Annotated in this window: 19 protein-coding genes and 1 tRNA gene; 1 reads left to right on the plus strand and 19 read right to left on the minus strand. The window is 48.5% G+C overall.

The genetic code is table 11. The features are described 5' to 3' along the window. Window positions 1-66: 66 nt before the first annotated feature. From gpmI to ADU24_RS19490, 8 genes are all read right to left on the minus strand, one after another. Entirely contained in the window at window positions 67-1599 is a 1533-nt protein-coding gene (gene gpmI, locus ADU24_RS19455) for a 2,3-bisphosphoglycerate-independent phosphoglycerate mutase (protein ID WP_053368187.1), read from the minus strand. Beyond that, window positions 1596-2354, minus strand: a complete 759-nt coding sequence (gene tpiA / locus ADU24_RS19460; protein ID WP_053368188.1) for a triose-phosphate isomerase — start codon at window positions 2352-2354, stop codon at window positions 1596-1598. Before tpiA ends, gpmI begins: the two co-directional genes overlap by 4 nt. A gap of 25 nt (window positions 2355-2379) precedes the next feature. Further along, entirely contained in the window at window positions 2380-3567 is a 1188-nt protein-coding gene (locus ADU24_RS19465; protein ID WP_053368189.1) for a phosphoglycerate kinase, read from the minus strand. A 137-nt stretch (window positions 3568-3704) separates the two neighbouring features. Beyond that, window positions 3705-4712, minus strand: coding sequence for a type I glyceraldehyde-3-phosphate dehydrogenase (gene gap, locus ADU24_RS19470; protein WP_053368190.1), 1008 nt, complete (start codon window positions 4710-4712; stop codon window positions 3705-3707). 86 nt (window positions 4713-4798) lie between these two features. After that, window positions 4799-5830: a sugar-binding transcriptional regulator gene (locus tag ADU24_RS19475; protein ID WP_053368191.1), complete on the minus strand. Its 1032-nt coding sequence runs from the start codon at window positions 5828-5830 to the stop codon at window positions 4799-4801. A gap of 158 nt (window positions 5831-5988) precedes the next feature. After that, the gene (locus tag ADU24_RS19480) at window positions 5989-6249 is read right to left on the minus strand and encodes a glutaredoxin family protein (protein ID WP_231689649.1); all 261 of its coding nucleotides are present in this window, start codon (window positions 6247-6249) and stop codon (window positions 5989-5991) included. Between the two features lie 16 nt (window positions 6250-6265). Further along, on the minus strand, window positions 6266-7573 hold the full coding sequence (gene rpoN, locus ADU24_RS19485) for an RNA polymerase factor sigma-54 (RefSeq protein ID WP_053368192.1): 1308 nt from the start codon (window positions 7571-7573) through the stop codon (window positions 6266-6268). Between the two features lie 194 nt (window positions 7574-7767). After that, window positions 7768-7839: transfer RNA gene (locus ADU24_RS19490), tRNA-Arg, on the minus strand. Window positions 7840-8057: 218 nt separating this feature from the next. On the opposite strand from ADU24_RS19490, the gene clpP reads away from it, so the two are divergent. Then, window positions 8058-8663 (plus strand): ATP-dependent Clp endopeptidase proteolytic subunit ClpP, encoded by a 606-nt coding sequence (clpP, locus tag ADU24_RS19495; RefSeq protein ID WP_053368193.1) that lies wholly within the window; start codon window positions 8058-8060, stop codon window positions 8661-8663. Between the two features lie 522 nt (window positions 8664-9185). Here clpP and ADU24_RS19500 read toward each other — a convergent pair. The 11 genes from ADU24_RS19500 to ADU24_RS19550 form a co-directional block, all read right to left on the minus strand. Beyond that, window positions 9186-9485, minus strand: coding sequence for a DUF3221 domain-containing protein (locus tag ADU24_RS19500; RefSeq protein ID WP_053368194.1), 300 nt, complete (start codon window positions 9483-9485; stop codon window positions 9186-9188). A gap of 294 nt (window positions 9486-9779) precedes the next feature. After that, window positions 9780-10037 carry an HPr family phosphocarrier protein gene (locus ADU24_RS19505; RefSeq protein ID WP_053368195.1) on the minus strand — a complete coding sequence of 86 codons (258 nt, stop codon included), beginning with the start codon at window positions 10035-10037 and terminating at the stop codon, window positions 9780-9782. Between the two features lie 100 nt (window positions 10038-10137). Then, complete coding sequence (whiA, locus tag ADU24_RS19510) at window positions 10138-11085, minus strand: DNA-binding protein WhiA (RefSeq protein ID WP_053368196.1); 948 nt, start codon at window positions 11083-11085, stop codon at window positions 10138-10140. A 265-nt stretch (window positions 11086-11350) separates the two neighbouring features. Next, on the minus strand, window positions 11351-12334 hold the full coding sequence (locus ADU24_RS19515) for a gluconeogenesis factor YvcK family protein (RefSeq protein ID WP_053368197.1): 984 nt from the start codon (window positions 12332-12334) through the stop codon (window positions 11351-11353). Continuing rightward, window positions 12331-13224: an RNase adapter RapZ gene (rapZ, locus tag ADU24_RS19520; protein ID WP_053368198.1), complete on the minus strand. Its 894-nt coding sequence runs from the start codon at window positions 13222-13224 to the stop codon at window positions 12331-12333. Before rapZ ends, ADU24_RS19515 begins: the two co-directional genes overlap by 4 nt. Window positions 13225-13240: 16 nt before the next feature. Next, entirely contained in the window at window positions 13241-13699 is a 459-nt protein-coding gene (locus ADU24_RS19525; RefSeq protein WP_053368199.1) for an NUDIX hydrolase, read from the minus strand. Window positions 13700-14011: 312 nt separating this feature from the next. Further along, complete coding sequence (gene trxB, locus ADU24_RS19530; protein ID WP_053368200.1) at window positions 14012-14965, minus strand: thioredoxin-disulfide reductase; 954 nt, start codon at window positions 14963-14965, stop codon at window positions 14012-14014. A gap of 213 nt (window positions 14966-15178) precedes the next feature. Next, window positions 15179-16672 (minus strand): tetratricopeptide repeat protein, encoded by a 1494-nt coding sequence (locus tag ADU24_RS19535; protein ID WP_053368201.1) that lies wholly within the window; start codon window positions 16670-16672, stop codon window positions 15179-15181. A 692-nt stretch (window positions 16673-17364) separates the two neighbouring features. Then, the gene (locus ADU24_RS19540) at window positions 17365-17904 is read right to left on the minus strand and encodes an acyltransferase (protein WP_053368202.1); all 540 of its coding nucleotides are present in this window, start codon (window positions 17902-17904) and stop codon (window positions 17365-17367) included. Then, a complete protein-coding gene (gene ppaX, locus ADU24_RS19545; protein ID WP_053368203.1) occupies window positions 17901-18560 on the minus strand; it encodes a pyrophosphatase PpaX in 660 nt (219 codons plus the stop codon). The genes ADU24_RS19540 and ppaX overlap by 4 nt, the downstream gene beginning before the upstream one ends. Beyond that, window positions 18557-19498, minus strand: a complete 942-nt coding sequence (locus tag ADU24_RS19550; RefSeq protein WP_053368204.1) for a nucleoside recognition domain-containing protein — start codon at window positions 19496-19498, stop codon at window positions 18557-18559. The genes ppaX and ADU24_RS19550 overlap by 4 nt, the downstream gene beginning before the upstream one ends. Between the last annotated feature and the right edge of the window lie 105 nt (window positions 19499-19603).

The following is a 19603-nucleotide window of genomic DNA, read 5'->3' on the forward strand; positions in this document are numbered from 1 at the left end:
AAAAAGTAGTAGTAGTGTTCCGGCTTTAATTCCGGTATGGAAACTTCCTAATTCAGTCTGTTCTTACTATTTCAAAAGTGTTTTTCCTGTCATTTCCTTTGGCTGTTCGACTTTAAGCAGGTCAAGGATGGTTGGAGCCAGGTCGCCAAGTATGCCGTCTTCCCTTAATTCAGCATCCGGTTTTGTGATGATGACCGGAACCGGGTTCGTCGTGTGGGCAGTCATGGGGTTGCCTTCAATCGTAACAACCTCGTCTGCATTACCGTGGTCCGCTGTAATGATGGCCGTACCGCCTTTTTGTAAAATGAGATCGACAATTTTGCCAAGGCATTCGTCAACTGTTTCAACAGCCTTGATGGTCGGCTCAAGCATTCCTGAGTGGCCAACCATATCCGGGTTTGCAAAGTTGAGGAGGATGCAATCAAACTTGTCGGCCTCGATTTCTTTTAAAAGCGCATCCGTAACTTCGTAGGCGCTCATTTCAGGTTTCAAGTCATAGGTCGCTACCTTCGGGGAGTTGATGAGAATCCTCTCCTCGCCCGGAAACTTGTCTTCCCGCCCACCGCTCATAAAGAACGTAACATGCGGGTATTTTTCGGTTTCGGCAATCCGCAGCTGCTTCAGCCCGTTCTGGGAAAGCACCTCGCCCAGGGTGTTATCAAGATTCGTAGGCTTGAATGCCACATACCCGTCAACCGATTCACTGAAGTGGGTCAGGCAGACAAAGTACAAATGCTTTGGATGTTCTGGTCCGCGGTCAAAAGCCCGAAAATCCTCATTCGTAAATGTATTTGAAATCTGGATGGCACGGTCCGGACGGAAATTATAGAAAATAACCGCATCATTGTCCTTGATTTTCCCTACCGGCTGGCCATTTTCATCCGTCAGAACCGAAGGAAGCACGAATTCGTCGAAAATCCCGTGCTGATACGAGTCCTCGATTACCTGCATCGGCTCGGAGTACGACGGACCTTCGCCATAAACCATGGACCGGTACGATTTTTCAACCCTGTCCCAACGTTTGTCGCGGTCCATGGAGTAGTAGCGTCCGGAAATGGTCGCAAACTGGCCAACGCCATATTCCTTCATTTTTTCAAGTGTTTCCTCGATATACGTGCCTGCGGTTTGCGGACCGACATCACGCCCGTCAAGAAAGGCATGGATATACACCTTTTTCAGGCCCTCTTCGGCCGCAAGCTTCAATAACGCGAACATATGGTTAATATGGCTGTGGACCCCGCCATCGGAAAGAAGCCCAAATAGATGAAGGGCGGTCCCATTCTTTTTCGCGTGCTCGATGGCACCGAGGAAGGTTTCATTCTTTTGGAATTCTCCTTCGCGAATGGCAATATTCACCCTTGTCAGGCTTTGGTACACAATCCGGCCTGCACCGATGTTGAGATGGCCAACTTCGGAGTTGCCCATCTGTCCCTCAGGAAGGCCGACCGCCTCGCCGCAAGCCCTAAGCTGTGCGTGTGGGTATTCGTTCCAGAACCGTTCAAAGTTTGGTTTTTCCGCCTGCGCAACGGCGTTTCCATATCGTTCACCCCGCAGGCCGAAGCCGTCAAGGATGATTAAAGCTACAGGGGACTTGGTCATTTTTTACCAGCCTCCAAAAGCTGAAGGAACGATTGCGGTTCCAGGCTTGCGCCGCCAACGAGCGCGCCGTCGATATCAGGCTGGGCCATATACTCCCCAATGTTTTCCGGCTTGACGCTGCCACCGTATTGGATGCGGACCGCGTCAGCAGCTTCCTGTGAAAACTTTTCGGCTACAACTTTACGGATATGGGCGCAAACTTCATTCGCATCTTCCGCAGTCGATGATTTTCCTGTGCCAATTGCCCAGATTGGTTCGTAAGCGATCACGGTTTGCTTCACCTGTTCTTCTGTCAGGCCGTCAAGAGCCTTTTCGATCTGTCCGGCAACAAACCCGTTTGTTTCGCCGTTTTCACGCTGTTCAAGCGTTTCACCGCAGCAAACGATTGGMACAAGGCCATGCTTGAACGCAGCCAGCGTTTTCTTGTTCACCATTTCATCTGTTTCATTGAACATTTCACGGCGCTCGGAGTGGCCAAGGATGACATAAGCGACGCCAAGGTCGGCCAGTGCAGCCGGGCTGATTTCGCCTGTAAAAGCCCCTTTTTCTTCGAAGTGCATGTTTTGCGCCCCGATTTTAACAGAGGAGCCGTCCGTGTCAGTGACCAAAGCCGATAAAAATAGTGCAGGGGCACAAATGGCCGATTCAATTTCCCCGCTATCTGGCACGCTGCCTTTTACTTCTTCTACAAAGCTCTTTGCTTCCGATAACGTCTTGTGCATTTTCCAGTTTCCCGCGATAATCGGTTTCCGCATTCCGGCACGTCCTTTCTTTCCTGGTTTATTCCTTATCGTTCAGCGCGGATACGCCAGGAAGGTCTTTTCCTTCCATAAATTCAAGGGAAGCCCCGCCCCCTGTTGAAATATGGCTCATTTTATCTGCCAGGTTGAACTTTTCAACCGCCGCGGCAGAATCACCGCCACCGATGACCGAATATGTAGATTCGGATTCAGCAAGTGCCTCGGCAACTGCTTTTGTTCCGTTTGCAAATTTATCAAATTCAAAGACACCCATCGGGCCATTCCAGATCACAAGTTTTGAGTTCTTTATGACATCCTTGTAAAGCTCCGCTGTTTTCGGGCCAATATCGAGTGCTTCCCAGTCAGCAGGGATGTCCTCAATGCCCACGACTTTCGTATTGGCATCCGGAGAGAAATCATCCGCGACGACAACATCGACTGGCATATGGAAGGAGACGCCTTTTTCCTTAGCCTTGTCCATGAATGAATTGGCCAGATCAATTTTATCCTCTTCCAGCAAGGATTTTCCAATCTCATAGCCCTTTGCTTTTACAAAAGTGTAAGCAAGGCCGCCGCCAATGATCAGGTTGTCGACTTTTTCAAGCAGGTTTTCAATTACACCAATTTTATCCTTGACCTTTGCGCCGCCAATAATCGCTGTAAATGGGCGTTCCGGGTTGGAAAGTGCTTTTCCAAGTACGTCAAGCTCCTTTTCCATCAAGAATCCCGCAACAGCCGGAAGATGGTGTGCGATGCCCTCAGTGGATGCATGCGCCCTGTGTGCCGCGCCAAACGCGTCATTTACATAAACATCTGCAAGTGCTGCAAATTCCTTTGCAAGTTCAGGATCGTTCTTTTCCTCGCCGGGATAAAAACGGACGTTTTCCAAAAGAATCACATCGCCATCCGCCATGCCGCCAATTTGCGCCTTTACATTGTCACCATAGGCCTCATCAGCTTTCAGGACATTCCTGCCAAGCAGTTCGCCAAGACGGTCCCCAACGGGCGCAAGGCGCATTTCTTCGACAACCTTACCTTTCGGGCGGCCAAAATGGCTTGCCAGGATCACCTTGGCTCCTTGATCGATCAAATACTGGATGGTTGGGAGTGCAGCGCGAATCCTAGTTTCATCAGTAATCTTACCGTCCTGCATCGGGACATTGAAATCGACCCGGCAGAAAACGCGCTTTCCTTTTACATCTACATCCTTCAACGTCTTCTTGTTCATGGAATCCCTCCTGGAACATCGAATTTTTTCGATTTTGCCATTAAAAAAGGAGGGGGAATCCTCCCCGCTCCCCGTTAAAAGCCAATTTCATTATAGATGTTTTTTTAAAAGTTAGCCAATTTTACTAATGGTACGGATTATACGCCTTTTTCAGCGATGTATTCGCACAGGTCGACTACTCGGTTTGAGTAAGCGAACTCGTTGTCGTACCAGGAAAGGACTTTCACCATATTACCTTCAAGGACCATAGTGGACAGGCCATCAACAATGGATGACTCAGTGCTGCCATTATAGTCAGAAGAGACAAGTGGAAGATCCGAGTACTTAAGAATTCCCTTCAGTGGGCCTTCTGCCGCTTCTTTCAGCGCCTGGTTCACTTCGTCAGCCGTTACGTCCTTCTCCAGCTCGGCTACAAGGTCAACAACGGATACGTTAGGAGTTGGAACACGCATTGCCATACCGTTCAGCTTGCCTTTCAGTTCAGGAAGAACAAGGGCAACCGCTTTTGCAGCACCAGTTGTTGTAGGTATGATGTTTTCAGCTGCTGCACGCGCGCGGCGGTAGTCTTTATGTGGCAAATCAAGGATTTGCTGGTCATTTGTATAAGAGTGGACAGTGGTCATCATGCCACGCTTGATGCCGAAGCTGTCGTTAAGTACTTTTGCGAAAGGCGCAAGGCAGTTTGTCGTACAAGATGCATTTGAGATAACATGGTGGTTCGCTGCATCGTACTTATCATGGTTAACGCCCATTACGATTGTGATATCTTCATCGGAAGCCGGGGCGGAAATGATTACCTTCTTGGCACCTGCTTCAAGGTGTTTCGCAGCGTCAGCACGCTTAGTAAAACGGCCAGTTGATTCAACAACCACTTCAACGCCAAGGTCTCCCCATCCAAGCTGCGCAGGGTCGCGCTCTGCAAGAACTTTAACCGTTTTTCCGCCAACAACCAGGTTGGAGCCATCTACTGTTACATCCTCGGAAAGTGTTCCGTGGACAGTATCATATTTCAAAAGGTGGGCAAGCATATTTGCATCTGTAAGGTCGTTTACTGCGACGATTTCAATGTTCGGATTGTTAAGAGCGGCGCGGAAAACATTCCGTCCAATACGTCCAAAACCGTTAATACCAACTTTTAATGCCATGATTAGTTCCTCCTTTGATTCGGTAAGGCTTAAAATTTTATATCAAAGGGCAATTACCCTTTTAATAACATGTGTCCCGTTTTTGCTTAGATTGCATTGCTTCTTAACATTAGTTTGGCTGCCCCTTCGTCAGTTATGAGGATTGTTTGGGGCGGAGCCTTTTTTAAATACGATTGAATGGCTTTGGCTTTTGAMCTCCCGCCTGCAACAGCAAGGACTTTTGGTATGCCCGCCAGGTCACCAAGCTGCAGGCCGATCGTCACTACCTTATGGACAATGTCGCCCTGCTCATTGAAATAATAGCCAAACGCCTCTGCAACAGCATTATTTTGAGTGATTTTTTCCATATCATCTTTGGGGGTATTGCGCCGGGTAGCCATTGTGATAGCATCCCCTATACCATGCAGCACCATTCCCGCCGACTTAATCTGCGACAGCGCTTCATGCACTCCAGGTTCCCTAATAAAAGATTCGTAAATATCCATGCTTACCTGCTCGGGAACGTAAAAGACGCGATGCCGGGATTTCGTATTGGCTGCCATAATGGCGCAAATCGTATTCGCCTGGTTCTGGACGTCCTCGCCGATTCCGCCGCGAGCCGGAACAAACATCAAATCTTCCCTGGCAAGGCCCGGGCCCAATTCTTCGGCAACAGCCGCCATCGTAGATCCACCAGTCACCGCGATGATATTTTTTCCTTCAATCAGCTTTTTCATGCTGCTCGCCGTCGCGCGCCCCATTTCCCTTTTGACAAGGGGTGATTGGTCGCTGTCTCCGGGTACGATAATCACGTTCTGGATGCGAAGGCGGTGCTTCAATTCGAGTTCCATTACGTCTATACCCGTTAGCTCCCGCATTATGCCATCAAGATCTTCCAGCAAATTTCTGCCTTCTTCTGAAAGCATCAGGCCCAATGGATGTGACACAATCAAGCTCTGCTCCTTCAGGAAGTCGGTCTCAGTGCGAAGAACCCTTTCCGTATAGCCAAGGTTCGCGGCGAGAGTCCTTCTTCCCACCGGCTGCAGGAAATTGATTGTTCGTAAAATGGAGTACCTTTCCTGCATAACGTTGAGAAGGTCAGGCAATAATCTTTTTTGGATATCTATTAACGAGTGCATCCTTCGCAGCTCCTTCTTGCAAATTGGCGGGGCATAGCTGAGTCTTTCCCGAAAAGGGACTGGGACGTTTTTTGTCCCACTATGACAAATTATGTCCCACTTATCACAAAAAAAAATCACCCTGTTCGAATTCATTTTAACAGGAGTGATTTTCACATTCAACTAATATGGGCGGATTGTTTTTTCTTTATTATTGAAAACAAATACTCTTTGTCAATAATCCCGTATCCCACTTCGATTCCGTCTACTAGGATGACCGGTATCATCAACCCATAGTCTTCAGTTAATTTGTCACTGGAGCCGATATCAATTTCCTCTAGCTCGAACGCTAAGGACTCGCGGATCTCAAGCAAATCATCCTTCGCTTTATCACATAGCGGGCAACGGCTCCTAGTATAGAAAGTAACTTTCGGCTTCAATTCAATCATCCCTTTTTTAAAATCGTTTCCGTTTTGAAGAAGATGCGATTCCAAGCTGTTCCCGATACTTGGCCACAGTCCTTCTCGAAATGACAAGCCCCTCGTTCTTCTTCAGCATATTGGTAATATCCTGGTCCGAAACTGGCTGCCTTTTGTCCTCATGGCCGATAATCGCGGCAATCAATTTTTTCACCTGGGCTGAGGATGCGCTGCTGTCCGAGACAGTACCGATTCCCGATGAGAAAAACGACTTCAGTTCAAAGGTGCCAAAAGGGGTACCAAGGTATTTTTCCCGGACGGCCCGGCTCACGGTCGATTCATGGATATTGAGGCAATCGGCAACTTCCTTCATCGTAAGCGGCATCATCTGCCCCTTCGCTTCCGCAAAAAAGTACGGTTGCTTTTCAATGATTTTCCCAGCCACTTTTAAAAGTGTATCGTTCCGCTGCCTGATACTTTTCGCAAGCCATTGGTAATCCTGGTATTTATCCTGCAGAAATTTGATTGCCTGCTCATCGCCGCTGGAAGTCAGTGAATGATACATATCGTCGTTAAAGCCGATTGCCGGAAGATTCCCTTCAACAAGATGGACGCGCCATTGCCCATTCATGCATTCAGCCACCACATCGGGCACAAGATATGCAGCCCTTTCCTGATGAAAATCCGCACCCGGCCTCGGATTTAGTTTCTGCAAAAGATCATAGATTTCCTGTATTTCCTGAAGGCTTACCTTCAATTCCTTTGCGAGCTTCTTCCACTTTTTTTCCGCAAATTCGGAAAAATACCCTTTTACGACTAAATGGGCCAAAGGCGATAGTTCCCCCATCCTGTCCAACTGGAGGAAGAGGCATTCCTGCAAGCTTCGCGCGCCGATGCCCGGCGGGTCAAGCTGCTGTATTTCCCTAAGGCACTCATCCACTTGGGCTGGGCTCACGTTTATACTGAGAGCGATTTCATTTATATCCCCACGGAAATAACCGTTTTCATCTATATTTAATATAACCTGGCGAATGAGCTTTTGTTCGTCATTATGATAGCGCCCGGGATTTAACTGAGAGAGAAGATGCTCCTCAAGCGTCGTTCCCGTCTCCGCTGCAATTCCATTTATATCGTTTTCCTTTTTGCTGAAGTTTGTTTTTCTTGAACGGTCTTTCGGCTGCCCGGAAGGTACAATTTCAAGCAGGGGATTTTCAAGCGCCCTTGCCTCCAGAAAGCTTGCGAGCTCCTGGGCATTGTATTGGAGCAGGGCAATCGCCTGGGACAATTCCTGCGTCATTGACAATCTTGTCTGCTGCTGTTGCAAAAGTCCAATCCTCATGTTCATCTGCTTCCCCCCCGACTTCTATTTTACATGAAATTCATCTGTTTGGGTTATAGGGAGAAAAACTTGGAGAGGTTTTTTGGGAAAAGAATTGGCCTTGCTCACTCGTTCGATAGCATGGAAGTTGATGCCATGGCCATTTTTACAAAAAAAATCAACGGCCCCTATACAGGAACCGTTGATTTTTTTAAAAGTAGCGCCCTCGTCAGGACTCGAACCCGAATTTCAAGAACCGGAATCTTGCGTGCTATCCGTTGCACTACGAGGGCATGTTTTTTTGCATCACAATTTCATATTATAGGGGAAACCGTTCAGCTTTGCAAGTGTAGAATATGTTTAAAATGGACAACGTTGGGTAAGATGGCTAACATGGAAAAAAGTTCGAACAAAATCCACTTGGCTGAGCGATTCGTTTGACCTTTATTGACCATCATTGTATGATACTTACATAAGGAAACCTTAAAATGTTTCATAAGGAGGCAGTCTAATGAATTTGATCCCTACGGTTATTGAACAAACAAATCGGGGCGAGCGAGCATACGATATATACTCCCGCCTGTTAAAAGACCGGATTATTATGCTAGGAAGCGGGATTGACGACCACGTTGCCAACTCAATCGTTGCCCAGCTCCTGTTCCTTGAAGCGGAAAACCCTGAAAAGGACATCTCCATCTACATTAACTCCCCAGGCGGAAGCATTACTGCGGGGATGGCCATCTACGATACGATGCAGTTCATCAAGCCTGATGTCCAGACCATCTGCATCGGCATGGCGGCATCGATGGGCGCGTTCCTTCTCGCAGCAGGAACAAAAGGCAAGCGTTATGCCCTTCCAAATGCTGAAGTGATGATTCACCAGCCGCTTGGAGGTGCGCAAGGCCAGGCAACTGATATCGATATTGCCGCAAAACGCATCCTGTTCCTTCGCGAGAAGCTGAATGGCATCCTTTCTGAGCGCACTGGACAGCCGCTTGAAGTCATCGCCAAGGATACGGACCGAGACAACTTTATGACAGCTGAGCGCGCGAAAGAATACGGTCTCGTCGACCATATCATCAGCCGCAATGTCATTGAAGAGAAGAAGGATAAATAATAAAACATACTGAATGCAGCCCGTTTCCGATTGGAGGCGGGCTGTTTGGTGTGGCTGGGTTAAATAAGGGAGTTGCTGTAAAACTGTTTTTTTAGGGGCGATCCTTATCCGGTGTTTAAATGTGACGTATAAAACCTGTTCAACAAGAGGATAAGCTCAAAACGATTTTGAGAACCCGCGTCAAGACCGTTTCAACAGACTACCACACTCATAACGGTCCTGAGAACCCGCATCAAGACCGTTTCAACAGACTACCACACTCATAACGGTCTTGAGAACCCGCATCAAGACCGTTTCAACGGACAACCACACTCAAAACGGTCCTGAGAGCACGCATTAAGACTGTTTCAACAGACAACCACATTCAAAACGGTCTTGAGAGCACGCATTAAGACTGTTTCAACAGACAACCACATTCAAAACGGTCTTGAGAACCAACTCCAATCAACATTCTGCTCCAGCTCCTGCGGCTGGATCTTTTTCTACCGTCGATTTCCGTTAGCCCAACCAGTCAACAGACTGCTACTTTACGATTTCGATGTTTAGAGCCCTTGCCTGTGCAGGTAGTGATGTATCAATACCTCCTGTAATCCAGACGACGACTTCCTCCCCTACACTGTAGCGGTCAATTTTTCCATGATCGGGCAATGAAACCCATACAAGCCCAGCTTCTTCATCATCAATTAAAATCCGGTTTCCATCGCTATTCACTTCTTTGACCAATCCTTTTAAATCAACTTGCCCTTTAATAGCTTCCTTGCTGCCATTACAGCCGGCTAAAAACATAAGGGAAACAATCATCATTGACATCCAAATCTTCAAGGCGGGGTACCCCTTTCTGCACGTTTATCAATTAGACGATTTACAGTTCCCATTATGTCACCCCCAGGAAGAAATACTTACAACTCTCCCAAATAAACAGGAGGATTTTTACTTCCGCGCAATCTGTTATCCACAAGGCGCAATCATAGCCCCGAGCCGCAGCCTACGGGTTCTTAACTTTGCCTCTGTTTCCCGCGGTAGTCTCGGTCCTCCAGTCGTTTAACATTAAAGCACCGTTTAATAAAAAAAAAAACGAATCCGTTCACCTCATGAACGAATCCGCTTTCAAAATAATCAATCTTCTTTTGAGACGTACTGTGCAAGTGCCTCGACGGCGGCATTTGCATCGGAGCCTTCTGCCGCAATGGTAATAACCGACCCTGAGCTGACAGCCAGGCTCATAAGGCCCATAATGCTCTTCGCACTCACTTTTTTGCCGTCCTTCAGTAAAAAGACCTCCGCTGAAAAACGGTTCGCCTCCTGTACGAACTGGGCAGCCGGCCGCGCCTGGAGGCCGGTTTTCAATTTCACTTCTACTTCTTTTTCTACCATTACATTCTTCCTCCTCTATATCTCTTTTACGGCAGCTGCCTGTTGCTATTCTATTCCCGTTGAAGCTCCTATGCGAAACACCACTTCGCATAGGGCGCAGTTATTTCGGCGCCTGTTCAGCTGCCCTTAATTTCTCCGCGATTTCATCAATTTTGCGAAGGCGGTGGTTGATGCCCGATTTGCTGATTGCGCCTCCGGAAACCATTTCCCCCAGCTCCTTTAGCGTCACATCCTGGTAGGCCACCCTCAATTCCGCTATTTCCCGAAGCCTGCCAGGCAAAATTTCAAGGCCAACTGTCCGGTCTATGAAGCGGATATTCTCTACCTGCCTGAGCGATGCGCCGATTGTTTTGTTCAAATTGGCCGTTTCACAGTTTACAAGGCGGTTCACCGAGTTTCTCATATCCCTTACGATCCTGACGTCCTCAAAGCGGAGCAGGGCATTATGTGCTCCGATAATATTCAGGAATTCGGTGATTTTTTCGGCTTCTTTCAAATAAGTAATAAATCCTTTTTTCCGTTCAAGCGTTTTGCTGTTTAGCCCGAACGTATTCATCAATTCGCAAAGCGAGTCATTGTGCTCCTTATAAAGTGAAGCTATTTCCAGATGATACGATGATGTTTCCGGATTGTTCACAGAGCCGCCTGCTAAAAATGCACCGCGTAAGTATGAACGCCTGCAGCACTTCTTTTTGATTAAATCCGGCGAAATGTCGTGGATAATTGTAAAGCCTTCGCCAAGAATCTTTAAATCCTCAAGGATTTCCTTCGCTTCCTGGGCAAGGCGTACGATGTACACATTGTTTTTCTTAAGGCGCATCTTCTTTCTGACGAGGAGCTCGACCTGGATGGGATAACTCTTTTTGATCAGAGTGTAAATACGCCTGGCGATTGCGGCATTCTCTGTCTGGACATCCACCATCAGCTTCCTGTTCGAAAAGGAAAGCGAGCCGTTCATCCGGATCAGGGCGGAAAGTTCTGCTATGCCGCAGCATGGCTTTCCTTCAATTGCCGTCAATTCCTTTTTCGTTTCTGATGCAAAAGACAATTCCTCACCTCCAGAACGATCCTACATGCTTAATCCTTTTTTAAACGGGCAATCAGCGGGGGAATAACCCCCCACTGATGGAAGGCTCATTTCTATTTTACGGGCAAGCCCCAACTTGGTTTCATTAAAAAGCTATTTTACCTGGATTTAGTATAAATATCTGCTAATTTCCATTCAGCATCCAAATACAAAATGCCCACAAAAGGCATTAAAAGGAACACCTAGCTGGCTGAATGAAACGGGGCTGTCCGATACCGATGCAAGCTCAGCTGTTTCCGCGCTTCTTCGTTTCCTCCACAATCATCGAATAAAGAATTGCCGACACTTTTTTCGTGTCGTGGCGAAGGGCTGTGCCATCCTGGATGGCTATTTCTTCATGGAGCACCTCGATGCCCATTTCTTCCAACCGCTCTGTATCATATTTAACCGGGTGTGCAAGTTCTTCTTTATAACGGAGCTGGATATGCTCGTCAATTTCCTCGTTGTTGACGAGAATCGTATCAATGAACGGGCAGTCCACATGCTTGTAGATTGCCTTCACATGGTCGCTCGCTGTATAGCCGAACGTCTCACCCGCCTGCGTCATAAGGTTGCAAATATATACTTTCCTGGCTTTCGACCGGCATACTTCCTTTCCAAGCTTTTTTACTAGGAGATTTGGAAGGATGCTCGTATATAGGCTTCCCGGCCCGATAATAATCATGTCAGCCTGCCTGATGGCTTGAAGCGTTTCAGGAAGCGGCTGGACATCGGAAGGAGTCAAATAAACCCTTTTTATTTTTTTGCCCGAATAAGGGATTTTCGATTCCCCGGATACAACCGTGCCATCCTCCATCTCGGCATGAAGGACTACACTGCGTGTGGCGGCCGGCAACACTTTCCCCCTAACATTCAGGACCTTGCTCATTTCCTGGATTGCATGGGTGAAATTTCCCGTAATTGAAGCCATTGCGGCAAGAATCAAGTTTCCAAGCGAATGTCCGGACAATTCATTGGATGTGGAGAAGCGGTGCTGGAACATCTCTTCCACCAAAGGTTCGACATCTGAGAGCGCGGCAAGCACGTTACGGACATCGCCCGGAGGCGGTATGTTCAAATCTTCACGCAGCCGCCCAGAGCTGCCGCCGTCATCCGCTACGGTCACGATCGCTGTAATATCGACGGGATACCGCTTCAATCCCCGTAGCAGGACGGGAAGCCCGGTTCCGCCTCCTATGATTACGACTCTTGGTTGCGTAGCGCCTGTCATGTCATTATTTCCTTTCGCCTGGCAATATCCCGATGGGAAATGACAGTTTTATAATCTTTTTCGAAATAATGGCCAATGTATTCAGCCAAGGTTACCGAACGATGCTGGCCACCTGTACAGCCAATCGCGATAACAAGCTGCGACTTCCCTTCCCTTTTGTAATGGGGAAGCATAAAGCTTAACAGGTCGGTTACTTTCGTAATGAACTTCTGCGTTTCGCTCCATTTTAGGACATACTCCGAAACCTCGGTTTCAAGTCCGGTTTTCGGGCGCATATGCTCAATATAGTGGGGATTCGGCAGGAACCTTACATCGAAGACGAGATCCGCGTCAATCGGCAAGCCATGCTTGAAGCCGAAAGACACAACATTTACGGTGAATATCGTTTCTCTGTCTACCGAAAATTCGTTTAGAATCTTTTCGCGAAGCTCCCTTGGTTTCATTTCACTTGTGTTGTAGATAACCTGGGCCCTGCCCTTCAAATCCTCGAGCAGTTCACGCTCAAGCCTGATGCCTTCGAGCGGCAACCCGGAGCTTGCAAGCGGGTGAGACCTTCGCGTTTCCTTGTATCTTCTAACAAGAGCGGCATCATCGGCGTTCAGGAAAAGGATTTTCGGTGTCACCCAGTCCGTTTCTGCGAGTTCATCAAGCGCCTTGAATAGGTGGTCAAAAAACTCCCTGCCCCTCAAATCCATAACAAGGGCAACCTTGTTCATCTTGTTGCCGGATTCCTTCATCAATTCCAGAAACTTGGGCAAGAGTGTTGGCGGGAGATTATCGACGCAAAAAAAGCCAAGGTCCTCGAAGCTTTGGATCGCGACTGTTTTTCCGGCACCCGACATGCCTGTTATGATGACCATTTGTGTATCATGTACTGAACCGGTGCTCATTCATGTTTCCCCCTTCTCAACTTGGATCAAGCCTGTAACCAAGCAATTCAAACTCCGGCGTATATGTGAACGTTCCAAAAATTATATCATTGCCATGAATTGTATATTCAAGGACATGGTAATCCCCGGGAGCCATTGGCAGGCTGGCAATCCTGTCCGCGGAATGCCACTGGAGAATCCCTTCCTCACAATTCTCGTTTAGCTTTCCCTCATAATCTTTCGCAAAAAAAGTGAACATCATCCACTCATTCACGGTCTTGCCGTTTTCCTGGATGATTATTGTAAAAACGCCTTTCAGCTTCGGGTGTTTCAGGTATATGCCCGTTTCCTCCCTGTATTCGCGGATACAGGCATCGCGGACGGACTCACCCGGCTCCATTTTCCCGCCCGGCGCCGACCACCATCCCCGCCGCGGCTTTTGCAGGAGGAGTATTTCGCTATCCTTCATCAATACGCAATTGGCGACCCTTTGCATAGCTTCCACCTCAATTATGGCAAAGCGGGAATTTAAACGAACATTCCGGCCCTGATTCTATACATTATACTATTTTTAAAATTCCCCCACAATGAAGGGAAAATAAGTTTTCTTATTAGCCTACATGGAAAAAACAACAAAAAAAGGGCACGGACAAGAGCCCGTGCTAAAGGGTATATAAAAAGGGGGTCAATTTCTAGTTTTATGATACCCTACCATTATTTCACTTTTGTTACAGTTAAATTAAAATGACGTTAATTTTTCAAGACAGGCTTTCCCATTCTTCGACAGGCTCTTGTTTTCCGAAATGGGTTATGCTTGCTTTTCCTTCATCGATTCCTTCAGTTCTTCAACATAATGCTGGGCGGATTGGGCCGCGATGCTGCCATCGCCTGTTGCGGTGACAATTTGGCGGAGCGTTTTTTCACGGATGTCCCCAGCCGCAAAAATGCCTGGAACGCGCGTTTCCATAAGCTCATTCGTTTCGATATAGCCATTTGCATTCGTGATGCCGAGGCCTTCGAACGGCTTGGAAAGCGGCACCATGCCGATGTAGATGAACACGCCGTCCGCCGGGAATTCGGTTTCCTTTCCGTCAACCGTCGATACAAGTGTTACGCTGCCAACCTTGCCATCCTTGGCGTTAATTTCCTTCACTGTATGGTTCCAGATGAAGTCGATTTTGTCATTCGCAAAAGCGCGGTCCTGAAGGATCTTCTGTGCGCGCAGTTCGTCACGGCGGTGCACGATTGTTACCTTTGTCGCAAACCTAGTCAAATACACGCCTTCTTCCACAGCGGAATCTCCGCCGCCGACTACGACAAGCTCCCTGTTTTTGAAAAAGGCGCCATCGCAGACAGCGCAATAAGATACGCCACGGCCGCCAAGCTCTTTCTCGCCCGGCACACCGATTTTCTTGTACTCCGCTCCAGCGGAAATAATGACAGAATACGCCTTGTATTCTTTCGCACCGGCAACAACAGTCTTGTAGTCGCCGTGGTCGATGACTTCTTTTATATCTCCATATGCATACTCCGCGCCGAATTTCTTCGCATGCTCGAACATTTTTGTCGATAGCTCCGGCCCGAGAATATGGTCAAAACCTGGATAGTTTTCTACTTCTTCCGTGTTTGCCATTTGCCCGCCGGGAATCCCGCGCTCAATCATGAGCGTGGACAAATTGGCCCTCGATGTGTACACCGCTGCTGTCATTCCGGCAGGCCCTGCACCAGCGATGATGACATCATAAATTTTTTCTTCCGACATGCCTGTCACTCCTTATATCGCACGATGGTTTCAATCCAATAATAGTCTTTCCTTATCACATCTATCCTATAAAACAACAGGCTTTCCGTCCAACCATCTGCTCACTCGGCATCAGGGCTGGTACATGGCCGGCTTGCCAGTTCCCGCTGCCGCTGAACACATCGAATACGAAAAATTGAATCAGGCAGTCCTAGCTTTCCGTTCAATTCCTGCCTATTGTATGCAGCCCATAATCAGTTTGGCATATTTCCTGATTGTTCCCGCTGATACGCCATATTGATCGACAAGCTGGGCGATGGGCACTTTATCGTTCCGCAATTTATGCCATACTTGCGCGGCCCCGGCCGCCCAGCCTGCTGTATTCTTAAGGCTATGCCCCTGCTTTTCTGCTTCCTCGAACACGGAGAACCACATCAGGTACAATCCGGATTCAACAGTGCCAATCGGCCGGTACGTCTGGTAGAGCATCTCAGCAGCTTCATGTGCATCCGCGGCCGGTGAACGCTTGCCATCCTTAAGGTAAGCAAGATATGCCCTTTCATGCGTACCGAACTTCTCGTTGTCACAAAACTCGCTTGATTGGAGTATTTCCTGCCTGTTTTCTGACACTGAAGCAAGGAAAATTGCAAACAGCCGCTCTTCCGGATAATCACTTCCAAGCTTTTGCAAAATCGACCGTGATTGGCTTTCCATTCCTCCCGATGCGCCAGCATTATTCCACGGCTCGCCGCCTTCCTTGTCGGGTGAAATCGCAATAACCTTTTTCCAAAGGGCATGAGCAAGCTCATCCCTTCCTGTATAATAAGCCGCATACGAAAACCAATAATAAAATGGTCCATCGCCTTCATATCCACGCTTATGCAGCTTCTTAAGCCACTCAAACGCAAGCTCGTACTCTCCTGACAAAGCGAAGGTCGCGCCAAGCTTGAATTGGTGCTCCGTCATCATCGGCTTGATCTTCTTCAGGATTTCTATTAACCTTGCAGTCTCTTTTTTGTCCCGGCGATAATGGGCGAACACAAGCAGATTGCATAATGCGTGCAGGTTCCCGGGATTCTTCTCCAGCACATCGTAAAGCACCTCATGTGCCTGTTCGGTTTCGCCAAGGTAAAAATGGGCCAAAGCCAGGTTGTTGTATGCCGACCAATACTCCGGATACTCCTCGACAATAGAGGTCAGCATTTCAATCGCTTTCGGAAAATAGCCCGACTCAAGCAGATTCCGTGCTTCCTCCTGCCTTGACATCAAGTCATCTTCCTCAAACAACAGTTCATCCTCATCATCGAAGCCTTCCATGATCAGCAGCTCCAATAGCTCCTCGGCGTCGTCGGCAAACTCTCCATCCTCTTCAAGCTCAAGGTAAAGCTTTGAATGGTGGGTGGCATCTTTAAAGAAACCCAAATGGGCGTAATTGTTCGCTAAGAAATAATGGCATTCGGTCATTTCCGGATCAAGTTCATCCAGGATCATGTGGAGAAGCCGGTTCGAGTTTTCATACCCGCCGATTTCCGTCCACACCAAAGCAAGCTGGCAGGCAATCATCGGTTCGCCCGGCTCCAGCTGGAATGCACGCTCTAAATATCGTTTCGCTTTTTCAAAATCCCTGCGGTGGTAGGCCTTCAGCCCCTTTGTAAAATAATACTCACCTGTCGGGAAAAAGGAGAGAAGCTTCCCCTTGCCTTTAAATGCTTTCGAATCTTTCCCCATGAAGTCCTCCACTAATGTAATAACCTAAGTAGTATATCATAAATTTAGCGGCGCGGGGATAAACTCTGAAACTTCCGGACAGCACGGGGAAAGAGATCATAAGTTTTGAAGAATTGAAAAAGTTTACGGGCGAACTCAACCATGTTCAACTGTGGCGGAATTTCAGGAAAAACAGAATCCCAGGCTAAATATTAAAGTGTTTCTCCGGATAAAGTTGTGAACTCTCCGGTTAAAGTTGTGAGATCTCCGGATAAAACCGGAAAATCTCCGGGAATCGCTAGCATCCAGATAGCAGTTTACTAGCACAGGGAGACGGATGAAAAGCTGGTGCTAGCTGCGGGCCGGAGCGCTCCCCTGCCCAGCACGAGAACATATTACGGATTGGTGATTTCTGTAGCGCGAATAAATTTTGGAGCGTAGTTTGCGGAAGCTAATACAAATTTTGGAGCGGTAGTTTGCGGAAACGGAACCATATTGTGGAGCGAAGTTTGTGGCAGCGGCAACATACCTTGAAGCGAAGTTTGTGGCAGCGCGGATGCTTGTGGGACGTGAGTCCAAGCCGCATGCAAAAGGCCGTGCCGGAAGCTGCGCTTAGCAGTTTCCGGCACGGCCTGAGCCGAACGGGGTTCTGGGTGTCCAAATTGGGTAGGGGCGCATGCTTTGTCCCCTTTTCCAAAAAAGAAGTGTGACGTTTAGTCGGTTTTCCCAGTACCGTATATTGGATCCTCGGCCCAGCGCTGGGCGAGCTGTTCCGGGGTGTAGATGATGCGCATCGGGTTTCCGCCGACGAAGCTGCCGGCGGGGACGTCCTTGTGGACAAGTGTTCCGGCCGAGACGATGGCGCCGTCGCCGATAGTGACTCCGGGCAGGATGGTTGAGTTTGCGCCGATCATGACTTCGTCGCCAATTGTGACCTCGCCTAGCCGGTATTCCCTTATTAGGTATTCGTGGGCTAGGATGGTTGTGTTGTAGCCGATGACGGTGTTCTGCCCGACGGTGATTAACTCAGGGAACATGGTGTCGGGCATGACCATCAGCGCGAATGAGGTTCTGTCACCGACCTTCATCCCCAGGAATGTCCGGTAAAGCCAGATTTTCATTCCGATGAACGGGGTGTAGCGTGATATCTGGATGATGATGAAGTTTTTGGCGACTTTCCAAAACGATACTGTTTTATATACCTGCCAGAGCGAGTTGGCGCCTTTGACAGGGTATCGTTTTGTGCGCCTCATTGCCGGCTTGCCTCGACGATGTCCAGGATGTCTGCCATGCTCTCAAGCATGAAGTCCGGTTCGAATTTTTCAAGGTATTCGCGGCCCTTTAACGACCAGGCGACTCCGGCTGTTTTGGTCCCGGCGTTTTTCCCCGCGAGGATGTCGTGGTAGTTATCGCCTACCATGATGGCCGTTTCCGGCTTGGATCCAAGCTGCTCGAGGGCGAGCATGAGCGGTTCCGGATCGGGCTTTGCGTTTTTGACATGGTCGAGGGCGACGATGACATCGAAAAATTGGTCCAGCTTGGAGAGCTTTAGCCCCTTGAGGACGACATCGTGCATTTTCGTCGTGACGATGCCGATTTTGTAGCCGCCTTCCTTCAGCGTCCTTACTGTCTCAAACACGCCGGTGAATTCCTTGACGAGCAGGTCATGGTTGGCGCGATTGAACGTGCGGTATATGGCGACCATGTCCTCGACGATCTCCGGGTTGATTGCTCCGAACGTTTCGCGGAGAGTGGGGCCCATGAACGGCAGAACGTCGTCACGCGTGTATTTATTTGGGTAATAGCGGTTCAGTGTGTGCAGGAACGAGTTGATAATCAGGTCATTCGTATCAATCAGGGTTCCATCAAGGTCAAACAGAATTGTATCGATTCCTGTGGCTGGCTTCATAAGTTAACTTCCTTTCTTTGCATAGCGCCTGTTTGCTTCCAGATTGTGCCAACGATGAATGTCAGGAGGACCGCCACGCCGATTCGGATAACCAGCAGCGGCCAGACCGGGATGCCAAGCGGGATAAAGATCAGGGTGTCCTCGACGACAGCATGGCAGGAGACGAGGAAGATGAATGCGAGTGTTGCATCCTTTTTGCTGACCCCATCCTCCTTGACGGCCTGTATCATGACGCCGGCCCCGTAGGCAAGGCCGAACAGTAGGCCCGCCGCCATTGTCGTGGACGTGTTTTCCTTCATGCCAAGCGACCGTGTCATTGGCGCCATGGTTTTTGAAAATTTGCTGAGCCATTGCAGATCTTTGAGGATTTGGATGACAGCCATGAGCGGGATGACAATCATGGCAAGCTGGACGATGCCGAGGCCAGCTTTTTCAATGGCTTCAAGAATGATGTTCAGGACTCCGGAAGCCGGTTCGGCCTTTGTCTGGATAAATCCGTAAACCGCCTGACTTCCGCCTCCGTGCCAAACAAGATTGATGACGGCGGCCGACACGAAAGCAAGCCCAAGCCTGACTGCCAGGACAACCCAGAGTTTTACCCCCGCCTTCAGGGCAACGGTTGATTCCACGATTAAATTATGGGAAAAACTCAGCATGACGGCGAGAATGAAAACTTCCTTGACGCTGAAATCGAGGGTCAGGATCGCCCCGATTGCCGCGTACAGGTTAAGCACATTGCCAAGGACGAGCGGGATCGCCGCGTCGCCGGGAAGGCCGATCAGTTTCATCAATGGGCTGACCGCTTTGATTAGCCATGCCAAAAGAGGCGTATATTGCAGGATCGAGACGGCGAGAGTGACAGGAAAAATGACTTTGCCCAGCGACCAGGTTGTTTTTAAGCCAACGAGCAAGCCCTTTTTGATTGATTGGATCAGCATTGCTTCTCTTTTCCCCTTTGTTGGTTTTGTGTTTGAATGATTGTGAGTAGAAATTTATTTTGAGGACAGTTTAGAGTTGAAAAGCTTATCTAAACTGTCTTCATA

This window comes from Bacillus sp. FJAT-27245 (genome assembly GCF_001273955.1).
Classification (GTDB): Bacteria; Bacillota; Bacilli; order Bacillales; family Cytobacillaceae; genus Bacillus_D.